The sequence below is a fragment of the Ancylobacter sp. G4_0304 genome (assembly GCF_047501495.1).
In the GTDB taxonomy this organism is placed as follows: domain Bacteria; phylum Pseudomonadota; class Alphaproteobacteria; order Rhizobiales; family Xanthobacteraceae; genus Ancylobacter.
This window is the reverse complement of record NZ_JAZDRM010000035.1, coordinates 16,973-38,678: the sequence shown is the minus strand read 5'-3', so window position 1 is coordinate 38,678 and position 21,706 is coordinate 16,973. Positions and strand designations below refer to the sequence as shown.

Annotated in this window: 16 protein-coding genes; all 16 read left to right on the top strand. The window is 69.1% G+C overall.

The genetic code is table 11. The annotated features are described in order from the left end of the window. Nucleotides 1-4 precede the first annotated feature (4 nt). The 16 genes from VRZ77_RS17780 to ligA all read left to right on the top strand — a co-directional run bounded on the left by VRZ77_RS17780 (nucleotide 5) and on the right by ligA (nucleotide 21,699). Entirely contained in the window at nucleotides 5-1,447 is a 1,443-nt protein-coding gene (locus tag VRZ77_RS17780) for a UDP-N-acetylmuramoylalanyl-D-glutamyl-2,6-diaminopimelate--D-alanyl-D-alanine ligase (RefSeq protein WP_414593928.1), read from the top strand. 4 nt (nucleotides 1,448-1,451) lie between these two features. Continuing rightward, on the top strand, nucleotides 1,452-2,537 hold the full coding sequence (gene mraY / locus VRZ77_RS17775) for a phospho-N-acetylmuramoyl-pentapeptide-transferase (protein ID WP_414593927.1): 1,086 nt from the start codon (nucleotides 1,452-1,454) through the stop codon (nucleotides 2,535-2,537). Between the two features lie 7 nt (nucleotides 2,538-2,544). Further along, entirely contained in the window at nucleotides 2,545-3,927 is a 1,383-nt protein-coding gene (gene murD, locus VRZ77_RS17770; protein ID WP_414593926.1) for a UDP-N-acetylmuramoyl-L-alanine--D-glutamate ligase, read from the top strand. 91 nt (nucleotides 3,928-4,018) lie between these two features. Continuing rightward, nucleotides 4,019-5,344 (top strand): GGDEF domain-containing protein, encoded by a 1,326-nt coding sequence (locus VRZ77_RS17765; RefSeq protein WP_414593925.1) that lies wholly within the window; start codon nucleotides 4,019-4,021, stop codon nucleotides 5,342-5,344. A 63-nt stretch (nucleotides 5,345-5,407) separates the two neighbouring features. After that, nucleotides 5,408-6,577, top strand: coding sequence for a putative lipid II flippase FtsW (gene ftsW / locus VRZ77_RS17760; protein WP_414593924.1), 1,170 nt, complete (start codon nucleotides 5,408-5,410; stop codon nucleotides 6,575-6,577). Between the two features lie 10 nt (nucleotides 6,578-6,587). Continuing rightward, the gene (gene murG / locus VRZ77_RS17755; RefSeq protein ID WP_414593923.1) at nucleotides 6,588-7,697 is read left to right on the top strand and encodes an undecaprenyldiphospho-muramoylpentapeptide beta-N-acetylglucosaminyltransferase; all 1,110 of its coding nucleotides are present in this window, start codon (nucleotides 6,588-6,590) and stop codon (nucleotides 7,695-7,697) included. Between the two features lie 102 nt (nucleotides 7,698-7,799). After that, nucleotides 7,800-9,209: a UDP-N-acetylmuramate--L-alanine ligase gene (gene murC / locus VRZ77_RS17750; RefSeq protein WP_414593922.1), complete on the top strand. Its 1,410-nt coding sequence runs from the start codon at nucleotides 7,800-7,802 to the stop codon at nucleotides 9,207-9,209. Next, nucleotides 9,206-10,126 (top strand): UDP-N-acetylmuramate dehydrogenase, encoded by a 921-nt coding sequence (murB, locus tag VRZ77_RS17745; protein WP_414593921.1) that lies wholly within the window; start codon nucleotides 9,206-9,208, stop codon nucleotides 10,124-10,126. Before murC ends, murB begins: the two co-directional genes overlap by 4 nt. A 79-nt stretch (nucleotides 10,127-10,205) precedes the next feature. Continuing rightward, nucleotides 10,206-11,126 carry a D-alanine--D-alanine ligase gene (locus tag VRZ77_RS17740; RefSeq protein ID WP_414593920.1) on the top strand — a complete coding sequence of 307 codons (921 nt, stop codon included), beginning with the start codon at nucleotides 10,206-10,208 and terminating at the stop codon, nucleotides 11,124-11,126. Between the two features lie 50 nt (nucleotides 11,127-11,176). Next, nucleotides 11,177-12,160 carry a cell division protein FtsQ/DivIB gene (locus VRZ77_RS17735; protein WP_414593919.1) on the top strand — a complete coding sequence of 328 codons (984 nt, stop codon included), beginning with the start codon at nucleotides 11,177-11,179 and terminating at the stop codon, nucleotides 12,158-12,160. Next, nucleotides 12,157-13,482: a cell division protein FtsA gene (gene ftsA / locus VRZ77_RS17730; protein WP_414593918.1), complete on the top strand. Its 1,326-nt coding sequence runs from the start codon at nucleotides 12,157-12,159 to the stop codon at nucleotides 13,480-13,482. Before VRZ77_RS17735 ends, ftsA begins: the two co-directional genes overlap by 4 nt. Nucleotides 13,483-13,572: 90 nt before the next feature. Beyond that, complete coding sequence (gene ftsZ / locus VRZ77_RS17725) at nucleotides 13,573-15,312, top strand: cell division protein FtsZ (protein ID WP_414593917.1); 1,740 nt, start codon at nucleotides 13,573-13,575, stop codon at nucleotides 15,310-15,312. A gap of 327 nt (nucleotides 15,313-15,639) precedes the next feature. Continuing rightward, nucleotides 15,640-16,578, top strand: a complete 939-nt coding sequence (lpxC, locus tag VRZ77_RS17720; protein ID WP_414593916.1) for a UDP-3-O-acyl-N-acetylglucosamine deacetylase — start codon at nucleotides 15,640-15,642, stop codon at nucleotides 16,576-16,578. Between the two features lie 208 nt (nucleotides 16,579-16,786). After that, nucleotides 16,787-17,668: an outer membrane protein assembly factor BamD gene (locus VRZ77_RS17715; RefSeq protein ID WP_414593915.1), complete on the top strand. Its 882-nt coding sequence runs from the start codon at nucleotides 16,787-16,789 to the stop codon at nucleotides 17,666-17,668. Between the two features lie 180 nt (nucleotides 17,669-17,848). Further along, the gene (gene recN / locus VRZ77_RS17710) at nucleotides 17,849-19,528 is read left to right on the top strand and encodes a DNA repair protein RecN (protein ID WP_414593914.1); all 1,680 of its coding nucleotides are present in this window, start codon (nucleotides 17,849-17,851) and stop codon (nucleotides 19,526-19,528) included. Continuing rightward, nucleotides 19,525-21,699, top strand: coding sequence for an NAD-dependent DNA ligase LigA (ligA, locus tag VRZ77_RS17705; RefSeq protein ID WP_414593913.1), 2,175 nt, complete (start codon nucleotides 19,525-19,527; stop codon nucleotides 21,697-21,699). The genes recN and ligA overlap by 4 nt, the downstream gene beginning before the upstream one ends. The last annotated feature ends 7 nt before the right edge of the window (nucleotides 21,700-21,706 follow it).

Here is a 21,706-nt window from a genome sequence, read left to right as displayed (position 1 = left end):
TCTCATGCCCAGCAGGGTGCCGCTCTGGACCATTCACGAACTGGCGGCGGCGACGGAGGCCACGGTGTCCGGCCCGATCGTGGAGACGCCGGACGGCGCGGTCGGCGGCATCTCGATCGACACCCGCACGCTGGAGCCGGGCGACGCGTTTTTCGCCATCACCGGCGAGAACAGCGACGGCCATGCCTATGTCGAGGCGGCGCTGGCGCGCGGGGCGGCGCTGTGCGTGGTGGCGCGGGCGCGCCGAACCGCCATGCCCCACGGCGCCCGTCTGCTGCTGGTTGACGACGTGCTGCAGGCGCTGGAAGCGGCCGGGCGTGCCTCGCGCGCCCGCAGCCATGCCCGCATCGTCGCGGTGACCGGCTCGGTCGGCAAGACCACCACCAAGGAGGCGCTGGCGCTCGCGCTTTCGGCCGACGGCCCGACCCATGCCTCGGCCGCCTCCTACAATAATCACTGGGGCGTGCCGCTGTCGCTCGCCCGCCTGCCGCGCGGCGCCGCCTATGGCGTGTTCGAGCTCGGCATGAACCATGCCGGCGAGATCACCCCGCTGGTGGCGATGGTACGCCCCCATGTCGGCATCATCACCACCATCGAGCCGGTGCACATCGCCCAGTTCCCAAGCGTCGAGGCCATCGCCGACGCCAAGGCCGAGCTGTTCTCCGGCATCGAGCCGGGTGGGGCGGTGGTGCTGAACCGGGACAATCCCTATTACGACCACCTCGCCAATGCCGCGCGCGCGGCCGGCATCACCACCATCGTCGGCTTCGGCGAGGCGCCCGGCGCGCAGGCGCGCCTGCTCAGCGTCGCGCTTCAGCCGCAGAGCTCGACCGCGCTGGCCGACATCATGGGCGAGACGGTGAGCTTCAAGGTCGGGCTGCCCGGCCGCCACATCGTGCAGAACGCGCTGGCCGTGCTGGCCGGCGCCAAGCTCGCCGGGGCCGATCTCGCGCTCGCCGCCATGGCGCTGGCCTCGCTCGGCCCGCCGCCGGGGCGCGGCGTGCGCACCCCGCTTGGCGTGAAGGGCGGACAGGCGCTGCTGATCGACGAGAGCTACAACGCCAACCCGGCCTCGATGCGCGCCGCGCTGTCCGTGCTGGCGGTGACGCCGGTGGACGGACGCGGGCGGCGCATCGCCGTGCTCGGCGACATGCTGGAACTCGGCATCGCCGGCGAGGGGCTGCACCGCGACCTCGCCCCGGCCACAAGCGCCGCGGAGCTGGTGTTCTGCGCCGGCCCGCTGATGCGCGCGCTGTGGGAGGCGCTGCCGGAGACCCGGCGCGGCGCCTGGGCGCCCGATGCCGGCGCGCTGCTTCCTCTCGTCGCCGACCGCCTGCGCGGGGGCGATGTCGTCATGGTCAAGGGCTCGAACGGCAGCCGGATGGGACCCCTGGTCCGCGCGCTGATCGAGCGGTTCCCCTCTTCGAGCGTCCCGGCGGAAGGTTGATCCGATGCTGCAATGGCTGGCCCAGTTCCAGGAGAGCGTTCCCGCTCTCAATGTCTTCCGCTACATCACCTTCCGCACCGGCGGCGCCATCATCACCGCGCTGCTGTTCGTCTTCATGTTCGGCCCGACGATCATCGCGCTGCTGCGGCTGAAGCAGGGCAAGGGTCAGCCGATCCGCACCGACGGCCCGCAGTCGCACCTTCTGACCAAGAAGGGTACGCCGACCATGGGCGGGCTGATGATCTTCTCCGGCCTGATGGTCGCGATCCTGCTCTGGGCGAACCTCGCCAACCCCTATGTCTGGGTGGTGCTGTTCGTGACCATCAGCTTCGGGCTGATCGGCTTCTATGACGACTATCTGAAGGTCACCAAGCAGACCCATAACGGGCTCTCCGGCAAGACGCGGCTCGCCATCGAGGCGGTCATCGCCGGCGTCGCGGTGGTGGTGATCATGAATGTCGGGCGCATGCCGCTCTCCACCTCGCTGGCATTCCCGTTGTTCAAGGACCTACTGATCGATCTCGGCGTGTTCTTCGTGGTGTTCGGCGCCTTCGTCATCGTGGCGGCCGGCAATGCGGTGAACCTCACCGACGGGCTGGACGGCCTCGCCATCGTGCCGGTGATGGTGGCCGCCGGTTCCTTCGGCCTCATTTCCTACCTGTCGGGCAACGTACTGTTCGCCGACTATCTCCAGATCCATTACGTCGCCGGCGTCGGCGAGCTGGCGGTGATCTGTGGGGCGCTGATCGGCGCGGGGATTGGCTTCCTGTGGTTCAACGCGCCCCCGGCGCAGATCTTCATGGGCGATACCGGTTCTCTGGCTCTGGGCGGCCTGCTTGGGACCATCGCGGTCGCGACCAAGCATGAGATCGTGCTCGGCATCATCGGCGGCCTGTTCGTGCTCGAAGCCGTGTCGGTGATCGTGCAGGTGGCCTCGTTCAAGCTCACCGGCAAGCGCGTGTTCAAGATGGCGCCGATCCACCATCATTTCGAGCAGAAAGGCTGGACCGAGCCGCAGATCGTCATCCGCTTCTGGATCATCGCCGTGGTGCTGGCGCTGATCGGGCTTTCCACGCTCAAGCTGCGCTGAGGCGGACATGATTCCCGTCACCACCTTCAAGGACCGCCGCGTCGCCCTGTTCGGCCTCGGCGGCTCCGGGCTTGCCACCGCGCGCGCGCTCATGGCCGGCGGTGCCGACATCATCGCCTGGGACGACAACATCGAGGCGGTGGAGAAGGCCGACGACGCCGACATCCCCACCGGAGACCTGCGCTCGCTGGAATGGGGCGCGGTGGACGCGCTGGTGCTGGCGCCCGGCGTGCCGCTGACCCATCCCGTTCCGCACTGGAGCGTGCGGATGGCTAAAAGCGCCGGGGTGGAGGTCATTGGCGACATCGAGCTGTTCTGCCGCGAGCGCCGGCTGGCGACGCGCCGGCCGCCCATGGCCGCGATCACCGGCACCAACGGCAAGTCGACCACCACCGCGTTGCTGGCGCATCTGATGAAGGTCGGCGGGCGCGATGCGCAGATCGGCGGCAATTTCGGCCCGGCCATTCTCGGGCTGGAGCCGTTCAAGCAGGGCCAGGTCTATGTCATCGAGTGCTCGTCCTACCAGATCGACCTCGCCCCCAGCCTCGATCCGTCGGTCGGCGTGCTGCTGAACCTCTCGCCGGACCATCTCGACCGCCATGGCGACATGGAGCACTACGCGGCGGTGAAGGAGCGGCTGGTGGCCCAGGTCGAGGTGGGCGGCACGGCGGTGGTCGGCGTCGACGATCCGTGGTGCCGCGCGATCGCCGAGCGGCTGATCGCGGCGGGCGGCAATGTGGTGCGCGTCTCGGTGCGCGAGGCGCTCCATGACGGCATCTGGCTCGACGGCGAGACGCTGGTGGTCAGCGAGGAAGGCGAGCGCATCTATGAGCTGCCACTCGCCGGCATCGGCTCGCTGCGCGGCGCGCATAATGCGCAGAACGCCGCCGCCGCCTTCGCCAGCGCCCGCGCGCTCGGGCTGGCGCCGGAGATCATCGCGGCCGGCATGCGCTCCTTCCCCGGCCTCGCGCACCGCATGGAGCAGGTGCGCACGATTCGCAATGTGCTGTTCGTCAATGATTCCAAGGCGACCAATGCCGACGCCGCCGAGCGGGCGCTGACCAGCTTCGACGATATTTTCTGGATCGCCGGCGGCAAGCCCAAGGAGGGCGGCATCACGCCGCTGAAGCCGTGGTTCCCGCGCATCCGCAAGGCCTATCTGATCGGCGTGGCGGCCGAAGATTTCGCCGCGACGCTGGGCGGCGAGGTGCCACACGAGATATCCGGCACGCTGGAGGTGGCGGTGGCCGCCGCCGCGCGTGACGCGGCCGCCTCCGGGCTGGCACACCCGGTCGTGCTCCTGTCACCGGCCTGCGCGAGTTTCGACCAGTTTCGCAATTTCGAGGTACGCGGCGACGCCTTCCGCACGCTGGTCAACGCATTGCGCTAAGGGGGTATTCGCGCGATTGTCCGTGGATTGCCACGGGCATTGGCCAAGGTCGTGCCCCGTCGTCGGATACAGGTCGAGACGGACTTTCGCGATGCCTGACGCCATTCCCGGATGGTTCGACCATGTGCGTGCGCCGCTGGTCCTCGCCGATGGCGACCTTGCCGTCGTCATCGCGCTGAATGCCGAGGCGGCCCGGCTGATCGGCGCCGGGTTCACGCTGCCCTGCGCGCTGGCGGAGCTGATCGGACCTGAGGCGGCGAAGGCGGTGAGCGCCATGAAGGACGCCGGCCCGGCGCCGGCCCCGCGCCCCATCGCCTGTTCCATTGCCGGCCGCGACTGCACGCTCGACGTCGCGCTGTCGCGTCTGGAAGACGGGCGCTGCCTGCTGACGCTTCACGACCGCCGCGCCGAGCACGAGGCCGCCGGCAAGCTCTCCGCCATCCAGGACGATATCCGCGAGATCATGGAATCCATGCCCGTGGGCGTGGAGATCTATGACCGCGACGACCAGTGCCTGTTCATGAACCATTACGGCGTGGCGCTGCTGGGCTACGCGATCGAGGACGTGTTCAGCCTCGACGACTGGTGGCGCCTTGCCTATCCCGACCCGACCTATCGCCAGATGGCGATCGACGGCTGGGCGCAGGGCGTGCGCCAGGCGCGGGAGGAAAAGAACTACATCCAGATGTCCGAGTGGATCGTGACCGCGAAGGACGGGACGCAGCGGCTGATCCATTTCCGGCTGCGCGCGCTCGGCGACAGTACCGTGCTGGTCTACTGGGACGTCTCCGACCATAGCCATCTCGTCAACCAGCTCCGGCAACTCGCCGATACCGATGCGCTGACCGGGGCGAGCAACCGCCGCCGCTTCCTCGCCGAAGGCGAAGCCGCGCTGTCGGCGGCGCGCCGGGATGGCCTGCCGACCGCCGTGCTGATGATCGATATCGATTTCTTCAAGCGGGTGAACGACCGGTTCGGCCATGCCGCCGGCGATCTCGTGCTGCGTGGTTTCGTGGAGAAATGCCACCGCGCCCTGCGTGAGCAGGACCTGCTGGCACGGCTCGGCGGCGAGGAATTCGTGGTGCTGCTGCCGGGCACCGGCGAAGCCGAAGCGCACAAGGTGGCGGAGACGCTGCGCAATTTCATCGCGGCGGCGCCGATGGTGGTCGAGGGCGTGCCGATTCCGGTCACGGTGAGCATCGGCGTGTCGGTCGCGGGCCCTGAACAGGTGGCGCCGCCGGTCTCCGGCACCGAGGCCGATGCCCTTTCCGGGCTGATGCGCCGGGCCGATCTCGCGCTCTACGCCGCCAAGGACAGCGGGCGCAACCGCGTGGTGCGTGACGGCGCACGCGCGACGCTGATGCCGCTGGATGTCGGCGAAGTGAGCCGTCCGCCCGCCGGAAGCGCCCGGCATTAAGCCGGCGTCAACCTTAACCGTTCGATAGTCGCGCAGGACGTAGTTCTTGAGCGAGTGGCGTAGATGATTTCGCGTGCCGAGAGGACCGTGGTCGGCGAATGGTGGTGGACCATCGACCGCCTGCTGCTGGGGGCGCTCGCCGCGCTGATGATCATCGGCATCGTGCTGGCGCTGGCGGCGAGCCCGCCGGTGGCCTCGCGCCTCGGCATCGCCGATCCGTTCCACTTCGTGAACCGGCAGGTGATGTTCCTTATCCCCGCCATCGTCGTGCTGATCGCGACCTCGCTGCTCTCCCCACGCAATATCCGGCGCCTCGCGCTGGTGCTGTTCATCCTGTTCCTCGCGCTGGTCTGGGCGACGCTGTTCGTCGGTCCGGAGGTCAAGGGTGCGCGGCGCTGGCTGAATATCGCCTCGATCACGCTGCAGCCCTCGGAATTCCTCAAACCCAGCTTCGTCATCATCGCCGCCTGGCTGTTCTCCGAGAGCGTGCGCCGGCCGGAAATGCCGGGGCAGTGGCTGGCGATCGGCCTGCTCGGCGCGGTGGTGACGCCCTTGGTGATGCAGCCCGATTTCGGCCAGACCATGCTGGTCTCGCTGGTATGGGGCAGCCTGTTCTTCCTCGCGGGCTTGAGGCTGATCTGGGTGGTCGGCCTGGGCGGCGTCGGCGCGACCGGGCTGTTCATCGCCTATACGATGGTGCCGCACGTCACCAAGCGCATCGACCGCTTCCTCGATCCGGAATCCGGCGACACCTACCAGATCGACCTCGCTATCGATTCGTTCCTGAACGGCGGCTGGCTGGGTCAGGGGCCGGGCGAGGGCACCTATAAGAAGGTGCTGCCGGACGGCCATACCGACTTCATCTTCGCGGTGGCCGGCGAGGAGTTCGGCGCGGTACTGTGCATGATGATCGCCGGGCTGTTCGCCTTCATCGTGCTGCGCTCGCTGTCGCGGGCGATGCATGACGAGGATCCGTTCGTGCGTTTCGCAGTCGCGGGCCTTGCCATCCTGTTCGGCCTGCAGTCCTGCATCAACATGATGGTCAACCTGCATCTGATGCCGGCCAAGGGCATGACGCTGCCCTTCGTCTCCTATGGCGGCTCCTCGCTGCTCTCGCTCGCCTATGGCATGGGCATGCTGCTGGCCCTGACGCGCCGGCGCCCGCGCACCGCGACCCTCGCCGAGCTGGAGCGGCTGGGCACCCGGCTCGGCGCGCGCGCGCAGCCGGCCTGAGGAGACAGCGATGGCCGACAATTCGCCTCTCGTCCTGCTCGCCGCCGGCGGCACCGGCGGCCACCTGTTCCCGGCCGAGGCGCTGGCCGGCGCGCTGGCCCGTCGCGGCATCGCGGTGGACCTCGCGACCGATGCCCGCGCGGCGCGCTATGCCGGGCATTTCCCGGCGCGCCGGCTGCACGTCCTGCCCGCCGATACCATGCGCGGGCGCTCGCCCGTGGCGCTGGCGAAGACCGGGCTCGCGCTCGGCACCGGCATTCTCAAGGGCTACCGGCTGATGCGCCGGCTGAAGCCGGCCGCCGTGGTCGGCTTTGGCGGCTATCCCACCGTGCCGCCGCTGCTGGCCGGCGTGTTCTCCGGTCGCCCGACGCTGATCCACGAGGCCAACGGGGTGATGGGCCGGGCCAATGCGATGTTGGCCTCCCGCGTGACCGCCATCGCCACCGGCTATCCCAACCTGTTCGCACATGCGCCGGCGCTCGCCGCCAAGGCCCACCACACCGGCAATCCGGTGCGCCCGGCGGTGATTGCGGCGGCCGGGACGCGCTATGCCGCGCCGATGGTCGGCGGTCCGCTGCGGCTGCTGGTGTTCGGCGGCAGCCAGGGCGCGCGGGTGATGAGCGAGATCGTGCCGGCGGGGCTTCGGCTGCTGACGCCGGAGCTGATCGCCCGGCTCGACGTGGTGCAGCAGGCGCGGCCCGAGGATATCGAGACCGTGCGCGCTGCCTATACGCGGCACGGCGTGAAGGCCGAGCTGGCGCCGTTCTTCGACGACCTGCCCGCGCGCATGGCGGGGGCACATCTGGTCATCGGGCGTTCCGGCGCCTCCACCGTCGCCGAATTGTCGGTGATCGGTCGACCCTCGATACTGGTGCCGCTGCCCGGCGCGCTCGATCAGGACCAGCTCGCCAACGCCACCGCGCTGGCGGATGCCGGCGGTGCGCTGCTGGTGCTGCAATCGGATTTCACGCCGGAGCGCTTCGCCGCCGACATCACGCGCCTTGCGGCCAATCCGGCGGCGCTTTCCGCCATGGCCGACGCCGCGCATTCGGTGGGGCGGGCGGATGCCGCCGAGCGTCTCGCCGATCTCGTCGTCAGAATTGCCGATATCCGGGTGTGAGGGCGCCGGGATGACGGCACGGCTCCGGTCGGCTAATCCTGCGCGCCCCGACCGTGCGCCCGCGCCCTATGCGCGCCCGGGCTGCCAGAGGAAACCGCTTCCATGAAACTTCCGCTCTCACTCGGCCCCATCCATTTCGTCGGCATCGGCGGCATCGGCATGAGCGGCATCGCCGAGGTGCTGCACAATCTCGGCTACACGGTGCAGGGCTCGGACGCCGCCGAGAGCGCCAATGTGAAGCGCCTTGCCGAGAAGGGCGTGAAGGTGCTGATCGGCCACGCGGCCGAGAACATCGAGGGCGCCGAGGTGCTGGTGGTGTCCTCCGCGATCAAGCGCGACAATCCCGAATTGGTCGCCGCCCGCGCCAAGCGCCTGCCCGTGGTGCGCCGCGCCGAGATGCTGGCGGAGCTGATGCGGCTCAAAAGCTGCGTCGCCGTTGCCGGCACCCACGGCAAGACCACCACCACCTCGCTGGTCGCCACCCTGCTCGACGCCGGCGGCTTCGACCCGACCGTGATCAATGGCGGCATCATCAACGCCTACGGCACCAATGCCCGGCTCGGCGATGGCGAGTGGATGGTGGTCGAGGCCGACGAGAGCGACGGCACCTTCCTCAAGCTCCCGGTCGAGGTCGCCATCGTCACCAATATCGACCCCGAGCATCTCGACCACTTCAAGACCTTTGACGCGGTGCAGGCGGCCTTCCGCACCTTCATCGAGAACCTGCCCTTCTACGGCTTCGCGGTGATGTGCACCGACCATCCGGTGGTGCAGGCGCTGGTGGGGCGCGTCGAGGACCGGCGCGTCATCACCTATGGCGTGAACCCGCAGGCGGATGCGCGCATCGTCGATGTCGACCTCAAGGGCGGGCAGTCGCGCTTCTCCGTGCTGTTCCGCGACCGCGCCGGCACCGTGGTGCACGAATTGCGCGACCTCGTTCTGCCGATGCCGGGCAAGCACAATGCGCTGAACGCCACCGCCGCCGTCGCGGTCGCCCGCGAATTGGGCGCCAGCGACGAACAGATCCGCTCGGCGCTCGCCGGCTTCGGCGGGGTCAAGCGCCGCTTCACCCGCACCGGCGAGGTGGATGGCGTGACCATCTTCGACGATTACGGCCACCACCCGGTGGAGATTGCCGCCGTGCTGCGCGCCGCCCGCGCCTCGACCGACGGGCAGGTGATCGCCGTGGTGCAGCCGCACCGCTACACCCGCCTGCAATCGCTGTTCGACCAGTTCGCCACCTGCTTCAACGACGCCGACCATGTGATCGTCGCCGATGTCTATGCCGCCGGCGAAGCGCCGATCGAGGGCATCGACCGCGATCATCTCGTCGAGGCGCTGCGCGCGCGCGGCCACCGCTCGGTGATGCCGCTGTCCGGGCCTGATGCGCTGGCCGGGCTGGTGAAGGGGCTGGCGAAGCCGGATGATTATGTGATCTGCCTCGGCGCCGGCAACATCACCCAATGGGCCTACGCGCTGCCCGAGCAGCTGGCGCGGGAGAGCGCGGCGTGAGCTTCCCCGACATCACGGCCGAACTGGCCGCCCGCCTGCCGGACCTGCGCGGGCGGCTCATCGCGAATCAGCCGCTGGCCGATCTCATTTGGTTCCGCGTCGGCGGGCCGGCGCAGCTGCTGTTCACCCCGGCGGATGAGGACGATCTCGCTTATTTCCTCAAGGCGCTGCCGGCGGATATCCCGGTCACCGTGATCGGGCTCGGCTCCAATCTCATCGTGCGGGACGGCGGCGTGCCGGGCGTGGTGATTCGCCTCGGGCGCGGCTTCAGCGCGATCGCGGTCGAGGACGGGCACCGCATCCGCACCGGGACGGCGGTGCCGGACGTAAAGCTTGCCCGCGCGGCGGCCGATGCCGGCATTGCCGGGCTCGCCTTTTATCGCGGCATTCCCGGCGGCATCGGCGGGGCGCTGCGGATGAATGCCGGCGCCCATGGCGGCGAGACCAAGGATCGCCTGATCGAGGCGCGCGGGGTCGACCGGCAGGGCCGCGTCCATGTGTTCGCCAATGCCGATTTCGGCTTCTCCTATCGCCATTCCGGCGCGCCTGCCGACATCATCTTCACCAGCGCGCTCTATCAGGGCGAGCCGGGCGAGCCGGCGGACATCCTCGCCGAGATGGAGCGAATCACCCAGGCCCGCGAAGCCTCGCAGCCGATTCGCGAAAAGACCGGAGGCTCGACCTTCAAGAACCCGCCCGGCCACAAGGCGTGGCAGCTCGTCGACGCCGCCGGCTGCCGGGGGCTGCGGCGCGGGGCGGCGCAGGTCTCGGAAATGCACTGCAATTTCCTGATCAATACCGGCGGCGCCACGGCGGCCGACATCGAGGGCCTGGGCGAGGAGGTCCGCGCCCGGGTCAAGGCCCAGTCCGGCGTCGAGCTGGACTGGGAGATCAAGAGAATCGGCATTCCGGCCTGACGGTTCCTCCTCTCCACGCGGGGGGAGGAGACAAGAGTGACGCTGTTGGCCCGGTCATCACGGGCGCGAGGAGAACACCATGTCGAAGCATGTCGCCGTCCTGATGGGCGGGTGGTCGGCGGAACGCGAAGTGTCGCTGCGCTCGGGCGAGGCCTGCGCCAAAGCTGCCGAGAGCGTCGGCCTGCGCGTGACGCGGGTGGATGTCGGCCGCGACGTGGCGCAGGTGCTCACCCAGCTCAAGCCCGACGTCGCGCTCAACGCGCTGCACGGCCCCTATGGCGAGGACGGCACCATTCAGGGCCTGCTGGAATTCCTGCAGATTCCCTACACCCATTCCGGCGTGCTGGCCTCGGCGCTGGCCATGGACAAGGCGCAGGCCAAGATCATTCTGGCGGCCCACGGCATTCCGCTGGCCGAGGGCCGGGTGGTCAGCCGGCTGGAGGCCGCGCGCGGCCACGTCATGGAGCGGCCCTATGTGCTGAAGCCGGTGAACGAGGGCTCGTCGGTCGGCGTTTTCATCGTCCCCGAGGATCAGGAGCACCCGCCGCAGGAGCTGACGCGCGCCGACTGGCCGCATGGCGAACTGATTCTCGCCGAGCGCTACATTCCCGGTCTGGAGCTCACCTGCGCGGTGATGAATGACGAGCCGCTGGGCGTCATCGAAATCCAGTCGGATCTAAGGTTCTACGATTACGAGGCAAAATACGCCCCCGGCGGATCTCGTCACATCCTTCCGGCCCAAATTTTACCGAATGTTTACCAAAAGGCGCAGATGTTAGCGGTCAAGGCGCATCGCGCGCTCGGCTGTCGGGGCATCAGCAGAACGGACTTCCGATACGACGATCGGACCGGAGACGAATCCGGCCTGATCGTTCTGGAGGTCAATACGCAGCCCGGAATGACCGAGACCTCGCTTGTGCCCGAACTTGCAGCCCATGCAGGCCATTCGTTCGGTGAGTTGGTTAAATGGATGGTGGAGGACGCCTCGCTCGATCGCTGAACCCCAGGCAGACGCCTGCGGGAGACGGCGCGGGCACGGCCACGAGACAGATGCGCGGCGCGCGCGCTGACCGGCCCTCGGGGCGCGGTCAGCCGGCTGCGACCGGCAAGTCCGCGTCGGGCAAGACGACGTCTGGTTCGGCGGCCTCCGGCGCCGGCGGGCGGGTGTTCAACCGCGTCGTCATCGGCGGGCGCCGGCTGTTTGTCGGCCTGTCCTCCTCGCGCGCCGCGACCTGCGGCGCCGGCACCTGGCTGGTGGCGCTGCTGTTCGCCGCCACCGGCGCCTACGGCCTCCAGCGCGGCGGCCATATGCCCGAGGCGATCGAGACCGTCCGCGACATGGCCGATGTCGGCGCCAACATCGCCGGCTTCAAGATCGCCACCGTCAATCTCTCCGGCCAGAATCACGTCACCCCGGGCGAAATCCTCGCCACCGCCGGCGTGAAGCCGACCTCATCGCTGGTGTTCCTCGACGCGGAAGAAGCGCGCACCAAGCTGGAGCAGCTCGCCTGGATCAAGCGGGCGACCGTGCAGAAGCTCTATCCCGACCGCCTCGACATCCAGGTGGTGGAACGCGAGGGCTTCGCGCTCTGGCAGAAGGACGGCATGATCAACGTCATCGCCCGCGATGGCACGGTCATCGCGCCCTATTCCGACGACCCGCGCTACATCCGCCTGCCGATCGTGGTCGGCGACGGCGCCGAGCGTCACGTCACCGAGATCGTCGAGGCGCTGAGCCTCGTGCCGGCGGTGCGCGAGCAGGTCCGCGCAGCCATCCGCGTCGCCGACCGCCGCTGGACGCTGAAGATGCGCAACGGCATCGACGTGCGCCTGCCGGAAAAGGACATGCCGGAGGCGCTCTCCGCGCTCGCCATGCTCGACCGCGACAAGTCGCTGCTGTCGCGCGACATCACCATCATCGATCTGCGGCTTGCCGATCGCGTTTCCGTGCGCCTCTCGGACGCTGCCTACGACACGCGCCAGGCCGAGCTGAAGGCGAAAGCCAAGGCTGCGAAGAAGGGAGGCAATACATGAGGCCCCGCGCTCCCTTCGAGATCGCCCCGAAGATGCGGCCGATCCCCCCCAAGCGTTCCGGCGTCGTCGGCGTGCTGGAGGTCGGCACCTCCAAGATCGTCTGCCTGATCGCCCGGCTGAAGCCGCGCGATTTCTCCTCCAGCCTGCGCCGCCGCACCCATTCGGTGGATATTCTGGGCATCGGCCACACCAGCGCCCACGGCATCAAGGGCGGCACGGTGGTGGACATGGAGCGCGCCGAGCATGCCATCCGCCGCGCGGTGGATGCCGCCGAGCGCATGGCCGGCGCGCAGATCGCCTCCGTCGTGGTCTCCATGGCGGGCGGGCGGCTGTCCTCCGAACATTTCGCCGCCGAGGTCGACCTGCCGGAGCCGGCGGTCGCGGAAGGTGACATCCGCCGCGTCCTCGACGCCGCCTCCACCTTCGTGGTCGGCGAGGGCCGCACCATCCTGCACGCGCTGCCCGTCGGCTACGCCATCGACGGTGTCGCCGGCATCGCCGAGCCGCGCGGCATGCTGGGCCGGCGCCTCGGCGTCGACCTGCACGTCATCACCGCCGAAGCCTCGGCGGTACGCAATCTCCTGCTGTGCATCGAGCGCTGCCATCTCGGCGTCGAGGCGATGGTTGCCGCGCCCTACGCCGCCGCACTCTCGACGCTGGCGGACGACGAATCCGAGCTCGGCGTGACGCTGATCGATTTCGGCGCCGGCACCACCACCGTCGCCGTGGTGGTGAACGGGCAATGCGTGCATGTCGACGGCATCGCGGTCGGCGGCCAGCATGTCACCAATGACGTGGCGCGCGGCCTGTCCACCCGCCTCGCCGATGCCGAGCGACTGAAGAGCCTGCATGGCGGGGTGATGGCGCTCGGCGCCGACGACCGCGAGATGCTGACCGTTCCCTCGATTTCCGACGACCACCGCGACCTGCCGCGCGCGATTCCCAAGTCGCGCCTGCTGCAGATCATCCGGCCGCGCATCGAGGAGATCGTCGAGATGATTCGCGACCGGCTGGTGGCCTCGGGCCATGCCGCGGGCGCGGGTCAGCGCGTCGTGCTTACCGGCGGCGCCTCGCAGCTCACCGGCTATGCCGAGCTGGTCGGCAAGGTGCTGGGCCCGCAGGTGCGCATCGGCCGCCCGCTCGGCATTTCGCGCCTGCCGGAGGCCGCGCGCGGTGCGTCGTTCGCGGTGGCGACCGGGCTTCTCGTCTATCCGCAGGTGGCGGGTCTCGAACATTTCGAGGCGCGCCGCCGCAGGGCCTCGCAGGGCGAGGCCGATGGCTATTTTTCGCGCGTCGGGCACTGGCTGAGAGAGGCCTTCTGACGTGTTCAACCCAATCCGCGCCGGCGGAACCGGCACTACAGTGATGATCGAGACGGGACGCGTGCCCGCCGGCGTAAGGGGACAAGTGCAATGACCATCAACCTCCAGGTTCCTGACATCCGCGAACTGCGTCCCCGCATCACCGTTTTCGGTGTCGGCGGTGCCGGCAGCAACGCCGTCAACAACATGATCACCGCCGGCCTGTCGGGCGTGGATTTCGTGGTGGCCAACACCGACGCGCAGGCACTCACCTTGTCCAAGGCCGAGCGCATCGTGCAGATGGGCGTCGCCGTCACCGAGGGCCTGGGCGCCGGCTCGCAGCCGGAAGTCGGCCGCGCCGCCGCCGAGGAAGCCCTCGACGAGATTCGCGACCACCTCGCTGGCGCGCACATGGTGTTCATCACCGCCGGCATGGGCGGCGGCACCGGCACCGGCGCCGCCCCGGTCATCGCCCGCGCGGCCCGCGAGCTCGGCATCCTCACCGTGGGCGTGGTCACCAAGCCCTTCCACTTCGAGGGCCAGCGCCGCATGCGCATCGGCGAGATGGGCATCGCCGAGCTGCAGAAGGGCGTCGACACCCTCATCGTCATCCCGAACCAGAACCTGTTCCGGGTCGCCAACGAGAAGACCACCTTCGCCGACGCCTTCGCGATGGCGGACCAGGTGCTCTACTCGGGCGTCGCCTGCATCACCGACCTGATGGTGAAGGAAGGCCTGATCAACCTCGACTTCGCCGACGTCCGCGCCGTGATGCGCGAGATGGGCAAGGCGATGATGGGCACGGGCGAGGCCTCCGGCGAGAAGCGCGCGCTGCACGCGGCGGAAGCGGCGATCGCCAACCCGCTGCTCGACGAGGTGTCGATGCGCGGCGCCCGTGGCCTGCTGATCTCGATCACCGGCGGCAAGGACCTGACCCTGTTCGAGGTGGACGAGGCGGCAACTCGCATCCGCGAGGAAGTCGATCCGGACGCCAACATCATCCTCGGCGCCACCTTCGACGAGACGCTGGAAGGGCTGATCCGCGTGTCGGTCGTCGCCACCGGGATCGACCCGGCGGTGATTCCCGAGCAGATCCCGCACTCCTTCTCCAACCTCGCCGATCTCGGCGGCCGCAAGGTCTCGAACGCCGGCCGCGCCGCCGTCGAAGCCCGCCGCGACGCCGCCCTGCGTTCGGTCGCCTCCGCGCTTTCCGAGGAAGCTGCGCATTACGCGCCGGAGCCGAGCTACCAGCCCGCCTTCACCCCGGCCGACCGCGGCTATGGCGCCGAGCCGGCCTATGAACCGGCCCCGATGCCGGCGGCCGCCATCGACGACGTGACCATCCGCGCCGTGCCGCCCAAGCCCGCGCTCTATGTCGAGCCGGAGCCGGCCCCGGCGGCCTATGACGACTATGAGGACGAGGCCAACGAGCCCTTCATCCCGCCGCAGGCCGAGCGCCCCGAGCCGCGCATGCCCCGCATGCCGCGCGTGGACGAGCTGCCGGTGCCGGCCCAGAACCAGATCCGCGCCGCGCGCGGCGAGGCGCCGGACCATCACCACGCGGAAAAGAAGCGCATGACCCTGCTGCAGCGTCTCGCCAATGTCGGCCTCGGCCGCCATGCCGACGAGGAAGAGCAGGACCCGCCGGCCGAGATGCGCCCGATGGTGCGCCGCGCGCAGGCGCCCGCCCAGCCGGAAGCCCGTCCGCTGGCCGAGATGCGTCCCGAGCCGTCCGAGTTCGCCAAGCGCCCGGCCCAGCGTCCGCTCGACGCCCATGGCCGTCCGATGGCGGCCCGCCCGGCCGAGGATGATCATCTCGACATCCCGGCCTTCCTGCGCCGCCAGGGCTGAGGCTGGCATACAGGCCCTGCAGGGTAACGGGCGGCCGCGCGCCGCTCTGTAACAGACACCTGACGCAATGCAGCACCCGGTTCGCGAGAGCCGGGTGCTACGTTTTGGAATTGTTAGGTTTTTTCGTTTATTGCAAGAGCGATGGATCGGTAACAGACGGTAAGCAAGCGTGATTTGGCACCGCTGTGCCCCGTCGATATCTTGCAGGCCAACGATAAGCCGTCGGCGGAGATTCGCGTCTCCCAAAAGCTGGCGGCGAACTATGTTGGTTTGTGGGAAATTTGGGGGAGAGCGGATGGCGTTTTTCGTCCGCTCCTTGGGTCTGGAATGAACGCTGTACGGCAGACCACGATCGGCGACGCCATCACGCTTTCGGGCGTAGGTGTGCATTCGGGCAAGGAAGCGCGGCTCTCCATTGCTCCCGCCCATCCCGACACCGGCATCGTCTTCTACCGTTCCGACAGTTCCCAGTCCGTCCGCGCCTGCCGCTCCGCCGTCCGTGGCGGCGATCTCGCCACCGTGCTGCGCGATGAAACCGGCCCGGCCGTCTCCACCGTCGAGCATCTTCTGGCCTGCTTTGCCGGCCTCGGCATCGACAACGCCCATGTCGAGATCGACGGTCCGGAAGTGCCGATCCTCGACGGCAGCGCCGAGGGCTTCGTTTCCGCCGTGGACGAGGTCGGCATCGTCGAGACCGACAGCGCCCGCCGCTATCTCAAGGTTCTCAAGCCGGTCCGCATCGAGACCGCCACCGGCTTCGGCGAGCTTTCCCCTTATGACTACGGTTGCCGGCTTGAGGTCGAGATCGATTTCGACCACGCCGCGATCGGCCGCCAGCGCTACGCCGCGACCCTGTCGCCGGACGTGTTCCGCAAGGAACTGGCGCGGGCGCGTACCTTCGGCTTCGTGAGCGATGTCGAGCGGCTGTGGCAGGCGGGATATGCGCTCGGCGCCTCGCCCGACAACACGATCTGCCTGACCGAGGACGGCATCGTGAACACGACCGGCCTGCGCTATGCCGACGAGTTCGTTCGCCACAAGGCGCTGGACGCGGTGGGCGATCTTGCGATCAGCGGTCTGCCGCTGATGGGCCGCTTCCGCTCCTATCGCGGCGGCCACAAGCTGAACTTCGCCGTGGTCGAGGCGCTGATGTCCGACCGCTCCGCCTACGAGATCGTCGAAGCCCGCCTGCCCTCGCGCCGCTCGCTGCGCGATGTCAGCGGCGCGATCACGGTCGCGGTTCCCGCCTACGCGCCGGAACTCTGATCGCCGCGGTTCCACAGCCTCGGCCAGGCGCCAGGCGGCACCGAAACCCAGTGCCAGGGCCGCATTGCAACATGTCCCTTGCCGCGGGCGGGCCAAACGCCATAATCCCGACCGAAAGCGGCTTTAGCAGCCATAAAGGGTTTTGCGGGGGCGGACGCGGCCGGCACTTTGCCGGCGTGAAGCGCCCGGATCGGGATTGAAGCTTGTGATGCGTTTTCTTCGGACCGTCCGCGCCGGCGCGGGGCAGATCTCCATCCGGCGCGCTTTGGCGATCCGGCTGCTTGCCGCCGTCATCGTCGCGGTGCCGATCGCCGGCTGCGCCAATCTGTTCCCGGAGCCGAAGGACGAGTTCGACATCCCGGACGTGCCGGCCGAGCAGCGCTACAATGAGGGTCTGACCCTCATCCGCCAGGAAGATTACGTCGAGGCCATCGCGCGCTTCGAGGACGTGGATCGCCAGCACCCCTATTCGGACTGGGCGCGCAAGGCGCTGCTGATGATCGCCTACGTCAATTACACCACCGGCTCCTATGACGAGGCGATCGCGACCGCCAAGCGCTATCTGGCGCTGCATCCCGGCTCGGCGGACGCCGCCTACGCGCAATATCTGCTCGGCGCCTCCTATTACGACCAGATTCCCGACATTTCCCGCGACCAGGACCGCACCCGCAAGGCGATCGACGCGCTGGAAGAGGTGGTGCGCAAATATCCCGACACCGAATATGCGGTGAGCGCGAAGAAGAAGATCGAGGTTGCCCGCGACCAGATCGCCGGCAAGGAAATGATGGTCGGCCGCTACTATCTGGAGCAGCGCAACTATGCCGGCGCCATCAACCGCTTCAAGGTCGTCGTCACCCGCTACCAGACCACCCGCCATGTCGAGGAAGCGCTGTACCGTCTCGCGGAAGCCTATCTCGCCCTCGGCGTGATCAGCGAGGCGCAGACCTCGGCGGCGGTGCTCGGCTATAACTTCCCCGACAGCCAGTGGTACAAGGACGCCTACAAGCTGGTGCAGTCGCGCGGCGTCTCGCCCCAGATGAACGATCAGTCCTGGATCGCCAAGGCGTTCAAGGGCTTCGGCCTCGGCTGAGCCGGCGGCGGTCGACGCCTCTTTCCTCGCTGAATTTTCCCGTCCGTTCCGTGCGAACAGAAGAAGAACGCCGGTGCGCGCGCGCTCCCGACCTGCTAGAAGCAGGGTCGCGGTCCGCTCATCGCACGGGGAATCACCGGCGGCGGGCCCTTCGCGCCAACAGGTTCTGGAGCGTCACGCATGCTGGCCGCCCTGTCGATCAGGGACATCGTGCTCATCGAGCGGCTCGACCTCGGCTTCCGGCCCGGCCTCACCGTGCTCACCGGCGAGACCGGGGCCGGCAAGTCCATCCTCCTCGATGCCTTCACTCTCGCGCTCGGCGGGCGCGGCGATGGCGCGCTGGTGCGCCAGGGCGCGGCACAGGGGCAGGTGACGGCGGAGTTCGACCTCGGTCTCGACCATCCGGTGCGCGCCATCCTCGCCGAGGCCGGCATCGAGGATGACGGCGCCCTGGTGCTGCGCCGCGTCCAGCACGCCGACGGGCGCACCCGCGCCTTCGTCAACGACCAGTCGGTCAGTGCGCAGATGCTGCGCACGCTCGGCCGGCATCTGGTCGAGATCCACGGCCAGCACGACGACCGCGCGCTGGTTGATCCGGCCTCGCACCGCGCGCTGCTCGACGCCTATGGCGGGCTGAGCCCTGAGGCCGAGCGGGTGGCCGGGCTGTGGCGCGGCTGGCGCGCGGCCCGCAAGGCGGCCGGCGAGGAGCGGGCGCGGCTCGACGAGGCGGCGCGCGAGGCCGACTATATCCGCCACGCCGTGGACGAATTGACCGCGCTGGCCCCGGAGGCCGGCGAGGAGGAACTGCTGGCCGCGCGGCGCACCGACATGATGCGGTTCGAGAAGATCGCGACCGACCTTGCCGACGCGCAGGAGGCGGTCGGCGGCTCGGCCTCGCCGATCCCCGGCCTCGCCGCCGCCGTGCGCCGGCTGGAACGCCGCGCCGGCGAGGTGGAAGCGCTGGTGCGCCCGGCGGTGGAAGCGATCGACGCCGCGCTGAACGCGCTGGAGATGGCGCGCAGCCATCTCGACGCGGCGCTGGCGGCGGCGGATTTCGATCCCCATGAGCTGGAGCGCATCGAGGAGCGGCTGTTCGCGCTGCGCGCGGCGGCCCGCAAATATAGCTGCACGGTCGACGACCTGCCGGCGGTCGCCACGCGCTTCGCGGACCAGCTCGACGCGCTCGACCATGGCGCGCAGACCCTCAAGGTTCTGGAGGAGGCCGCCAGCGCCGCCGAGGCCGAGTATCGCCGCGCCGCGCAGGCGCTCTCCACCGCCCGCCGCGCCGCGGCAAGCGCGCTGGACGAGGCGGTGAACGCCGAGCTGCCGCCGCTGAAGCTGGAGCGCACCCGCTTCATCACCGACATCCAGAGCGACGAGGCCGAGGGCCAGGCGGAAGGCTTCGACCGCGTGGAATTCTGGGTGCGCACCAATCCCGGCACGCGGCCCGGTCCGATGATGAAGGTGGCGTCCGGCGGCGAGCTGGCGCGTTTCCTGCTGGCGCTGAAAGTGGTGCTGGCGGATCGCGGCTCGGCGCCGACGCTGGTGTTCGACGAGATCGACACCGGGGTCGGCGGCGCGGTGGCGGATGCCATCGGCGGCCGGCTGGCGCGGCTCGGGGCCGGCGTGCAGGTGGTGGCGGTGACCCATGCCCCGCAGGTGGCCGCCCGCGCGGCGAATCATTTCCGCATCGCCAAGGAAATGGTCGCCGACCATGACCGGGTGGCGACCCATGTCTCGGTGCTGAGCGAGGATCACCGCCGCGAGGAGATCGCCCGCATGCTCTCGGGCGCCGAGGTCTCCAGCGAGGCCCGCGCCGCCGCCGAGCGCCTGCTGAAAAGCGCCGAATCCGCGAGATGACCATGGCCGACACCTATTCGCAGACCGAGGTCGAGAAGCTCACCGCCGACGCGGCCGCCAGCGAGCACAAGCGCCTTGGCGAGGAGATCGCCGGCCATGACAAGCGCTATTATCAGGAGGACGCGCCGAGCGTCTCGGATGCCGAGTACGACGCGCTGCGCCGCCGCTACGAGGCGATCGAGGCGGAATATCCCGAGCTGAAGGGCATCGACAGCCTGTCGGCCAAGGTCGGCGCCGCGCCCTCGCCGAAATTCGGCAAGATCCGCCATGCCGTGCCGATGCTGTCGCTCTCCAATGCCTTCGCGGCCGAGGATGTCGAGGAATTCGTCGCTCGCGTGCGGCGCTTTCTCGGCCTCGCGCCGGACGCCGAGATCGCCCTCACCGCCGAGCCGAAGATCGACGGCCTGTCCTGCTCGCTGCGCTATGAGGGCGGCGAACTGGTGCGGGCCGCCACGCGCGGCGACGGTTTCGAGGGCGAGGACGTCACCGCGAATGTGCGCACCATCAAGGACATTCCCGCCCGCCTGAAGGGGCGGGACATGTTCGAGATTCCCGCCGTATTCGAGGTGCGCGGCGAGGTCTATATGGGCCATGCCGACTTCGCCGCGCTCAATGGGCGGCAAAAGGAAGCCGGCAAACAACTCTTCGCCAATCCGCGCAACGCCGCTGCCGGCAGCCTGCGCCAGCTTGATCCCAGCATCACCGCGAGCCGGCCGCTACGCTTCTTCGCCTATGCCTGGGGCGAGGTCTCGGGCGGTGAGCTGCCCGCCGACACGCAGTCCGGCGTGATCGACGCCTTCGCGCGCTGGGGCCTGCCGACCAATCCGCTCACCGTGGTCTGCCGCTCGGCCGACGATCTGCTCGCCCATTACCGCAGGATCGAGGCGCAGCGCTCGCAGCTCGGCTACGACATTGACGGCGTGGTCTACAAGGTGGACAGCCTCGCTTTGCAGCAGCGGCTCGGCTTCGTCTCGCGCTCGCCGCGCTGGGCGATCGCCCACAAATTCCCCGCCGAGCGTGCGGTGACGCAGCTTGAGCGCATCGAGATCCAGGTCGGGCGCACCGGCGCGCTGACCCCGGTGGCCAAGCTCACCCCGGTCACGGTCGGTGGCGTCGTGGTGTCCAACGCCACGCTGCATAATGAGGACTACATCAAGGGTATCGGCGGCAATGGCGAGCCGATCCGCGGCGGCATCGACATTCGCGAGGGCGATTTCGTCCGAATCCAGCGCGCCGGCGACGTCATCCCGCAAGTGGTCGACGTGGTGCTGGAGCGCCGGCCGGCCGACGCCAAGCCCTATGTATTCCCGACCGTCTGCCCGGCCTGCGGCTCGCATGCGGTGCGCGAGGAAGGCGAGGCGGTGCGCCGCTGCACGGGCGGCCTGATCTGCCCGGCGCAGGCGGTGGAGCGCATCCGCCATTTCGTCTCACGTGACGCCTTCGACATCGAGGGGCTGGGTGAAAAGCAGGTGCAGGCGTTCTTCGAGGCGGGGCTCATCAAGCAGCCGGCCGACATCTTCACGCTGGAGCGCCGCGATTCCGCACCCGGCGCGCTGACGAGGCTGAAGAACCGCGAGGGCTGGGGCGAGACCTCGGCAAAGAACCTGTTCGCCGCCATCGAGGCGCGGCGCGCGGTGCCGGTGAACCGGCTGCTCTATGGCCTCGGCATACGCCATGTCGGCGAGACCAACGCCAAGCGGCTGATGCGCCATTACCCCACCATCGAGGCATTGCGCGACGCCGCGCTCGCTGCCGTGCCACCGGGCGAGGAATACCCCAAGGGCAACGAAGCCTGGGGCGAGATGATCGCGGTGGAAGGCATCGGCGCGGTGGTGGCCGAGGCGGTGGTCGACTTCTTCGTCGAGCCGAATAACGAGGCCGCGCTGGCCGCGCTGCTCAAGGAGGTCACGCCGGAGCCGATGGAGATCATCGCCTCCTCCGGCGCGGTGGCCGGCAAGACCGTGGTGTTCACCGGGGCGCTGGAGAAGATGACGCGCGACGAGGCGAAGGCCATGGCCGAGCGGTTAGGGGCCAAGGTCGCGGGCTCGGTGTCGAAGAAGACCGATTATGTGGTGGCGGGCGCGGATGCCGGCTCGAAGCTCGCCAAGGCGCGCGAGCTTGGCGTCGCGGTGCTGACCGAAGACGAGTGGCTGGCGCTCGCAGGCGCCTGAGCGCTCT

Bases quoted from the DNA above. Each gene is read 5' to 3' on its own strand.
- murC (WP_414593922.1), top strand. From the start codon at position 7,800: ATGAAACTTCCGCTCTCACTCGGCCCCATCCATTTCGTCGGCATCGGC.
- VRZ77_RS17740 (WP_414593920.1), top strand. From the start codon at position 10,206: ATGTCGAAGCATGTCGCCGTCCTGATGGGCGGGTGGTCGGCGGAACGC.
- ftsZ (WP_414593917.1), top strand. From the start codon at position 13,573: ATGACCATCAACCTCCAGGTTCCTGACATCCGCGAACTGCGTCCCCGC.
- VRZ77_RS17780 (WP_414593928.1), top strand. From the start codon at position 5: ATGCCCAGCAGGGTGCCGCTCTGGACCATTCACGAACTGGCGGCGGCG.
- mraY (WP_414593927.1), top strand. From the start codon at position 1,452: ATGCTGCAATGGCTGGCCCAGTTCCAGGAGAGCGTTCCCGCTCTCAAT.
- VRZ77_RS17715 (WP_414593915.1), top strand. From the start codon at position 16,787: ATGCGTTTTCTTCGGACCGTCCGCGCCGGCGCGGGGCAGATCTCCATC.
- recN (WP_414593914.1), top strand. From the start codon at position 17,849: ATGCTGGCCGCCCTGTCGATCAGGGACATCGTGCTCATCGAGCGGCTC.
- ftsW (WP_414593924.1), top strand. From the start codon at position 5,408: ATGATTTCGCGTGCCGAGAGGACCGTGGTCGGCGAATGGTGGTGGACC.
- VRZ77_RS17765 (WP_414593925.1), top strand. From the start codon at position 4,019: ATGCCTGACGCCATTCCCGGATGGTTCGACCATGTGCGTGCGCCGCTG.
- lpxC (WP_414593916.1), top strand. From the start codon at position 15,640: ATGAACGCTGTACGGCAGACCACGATCGGCGACGCCATCACGCTTTCG.
- murD (WP_414593926.1), top strand. From the start codon at position 2,545: ATGATTCCCGTCACCACCTTCAAGGACCGCCGCGTCGCCCTGTTCGGC.
- VRZ77_RS17735 (WP_414593919.1), top strand. From the start codon at position 11,177: ATGCGCGGCGCGCGCGCTGACCGGCCCTCGGGGCGCGGTCAGCCGGCT.
- ftsA (WP_414593918.1), top strand. From the start codon at position 12,157: ATGAGGCCCCGCGCTCCCTTCGAGATCGCCCCGAAGATGCGGCCGATC.
- ligA (WP_414593913.1), top strand. From the start codon at position 19,525: ATGACCATGGCCGACACCTATTCGCAGACCGAGGTCGAGAAGCTCACC.
- murG (WP_414593923.1), top strand. From the start codon at position 6,588: ATGGCCGACAATTCGCCTCTCGTCCTGCTCGCCGCCGGCGGCACCGGC.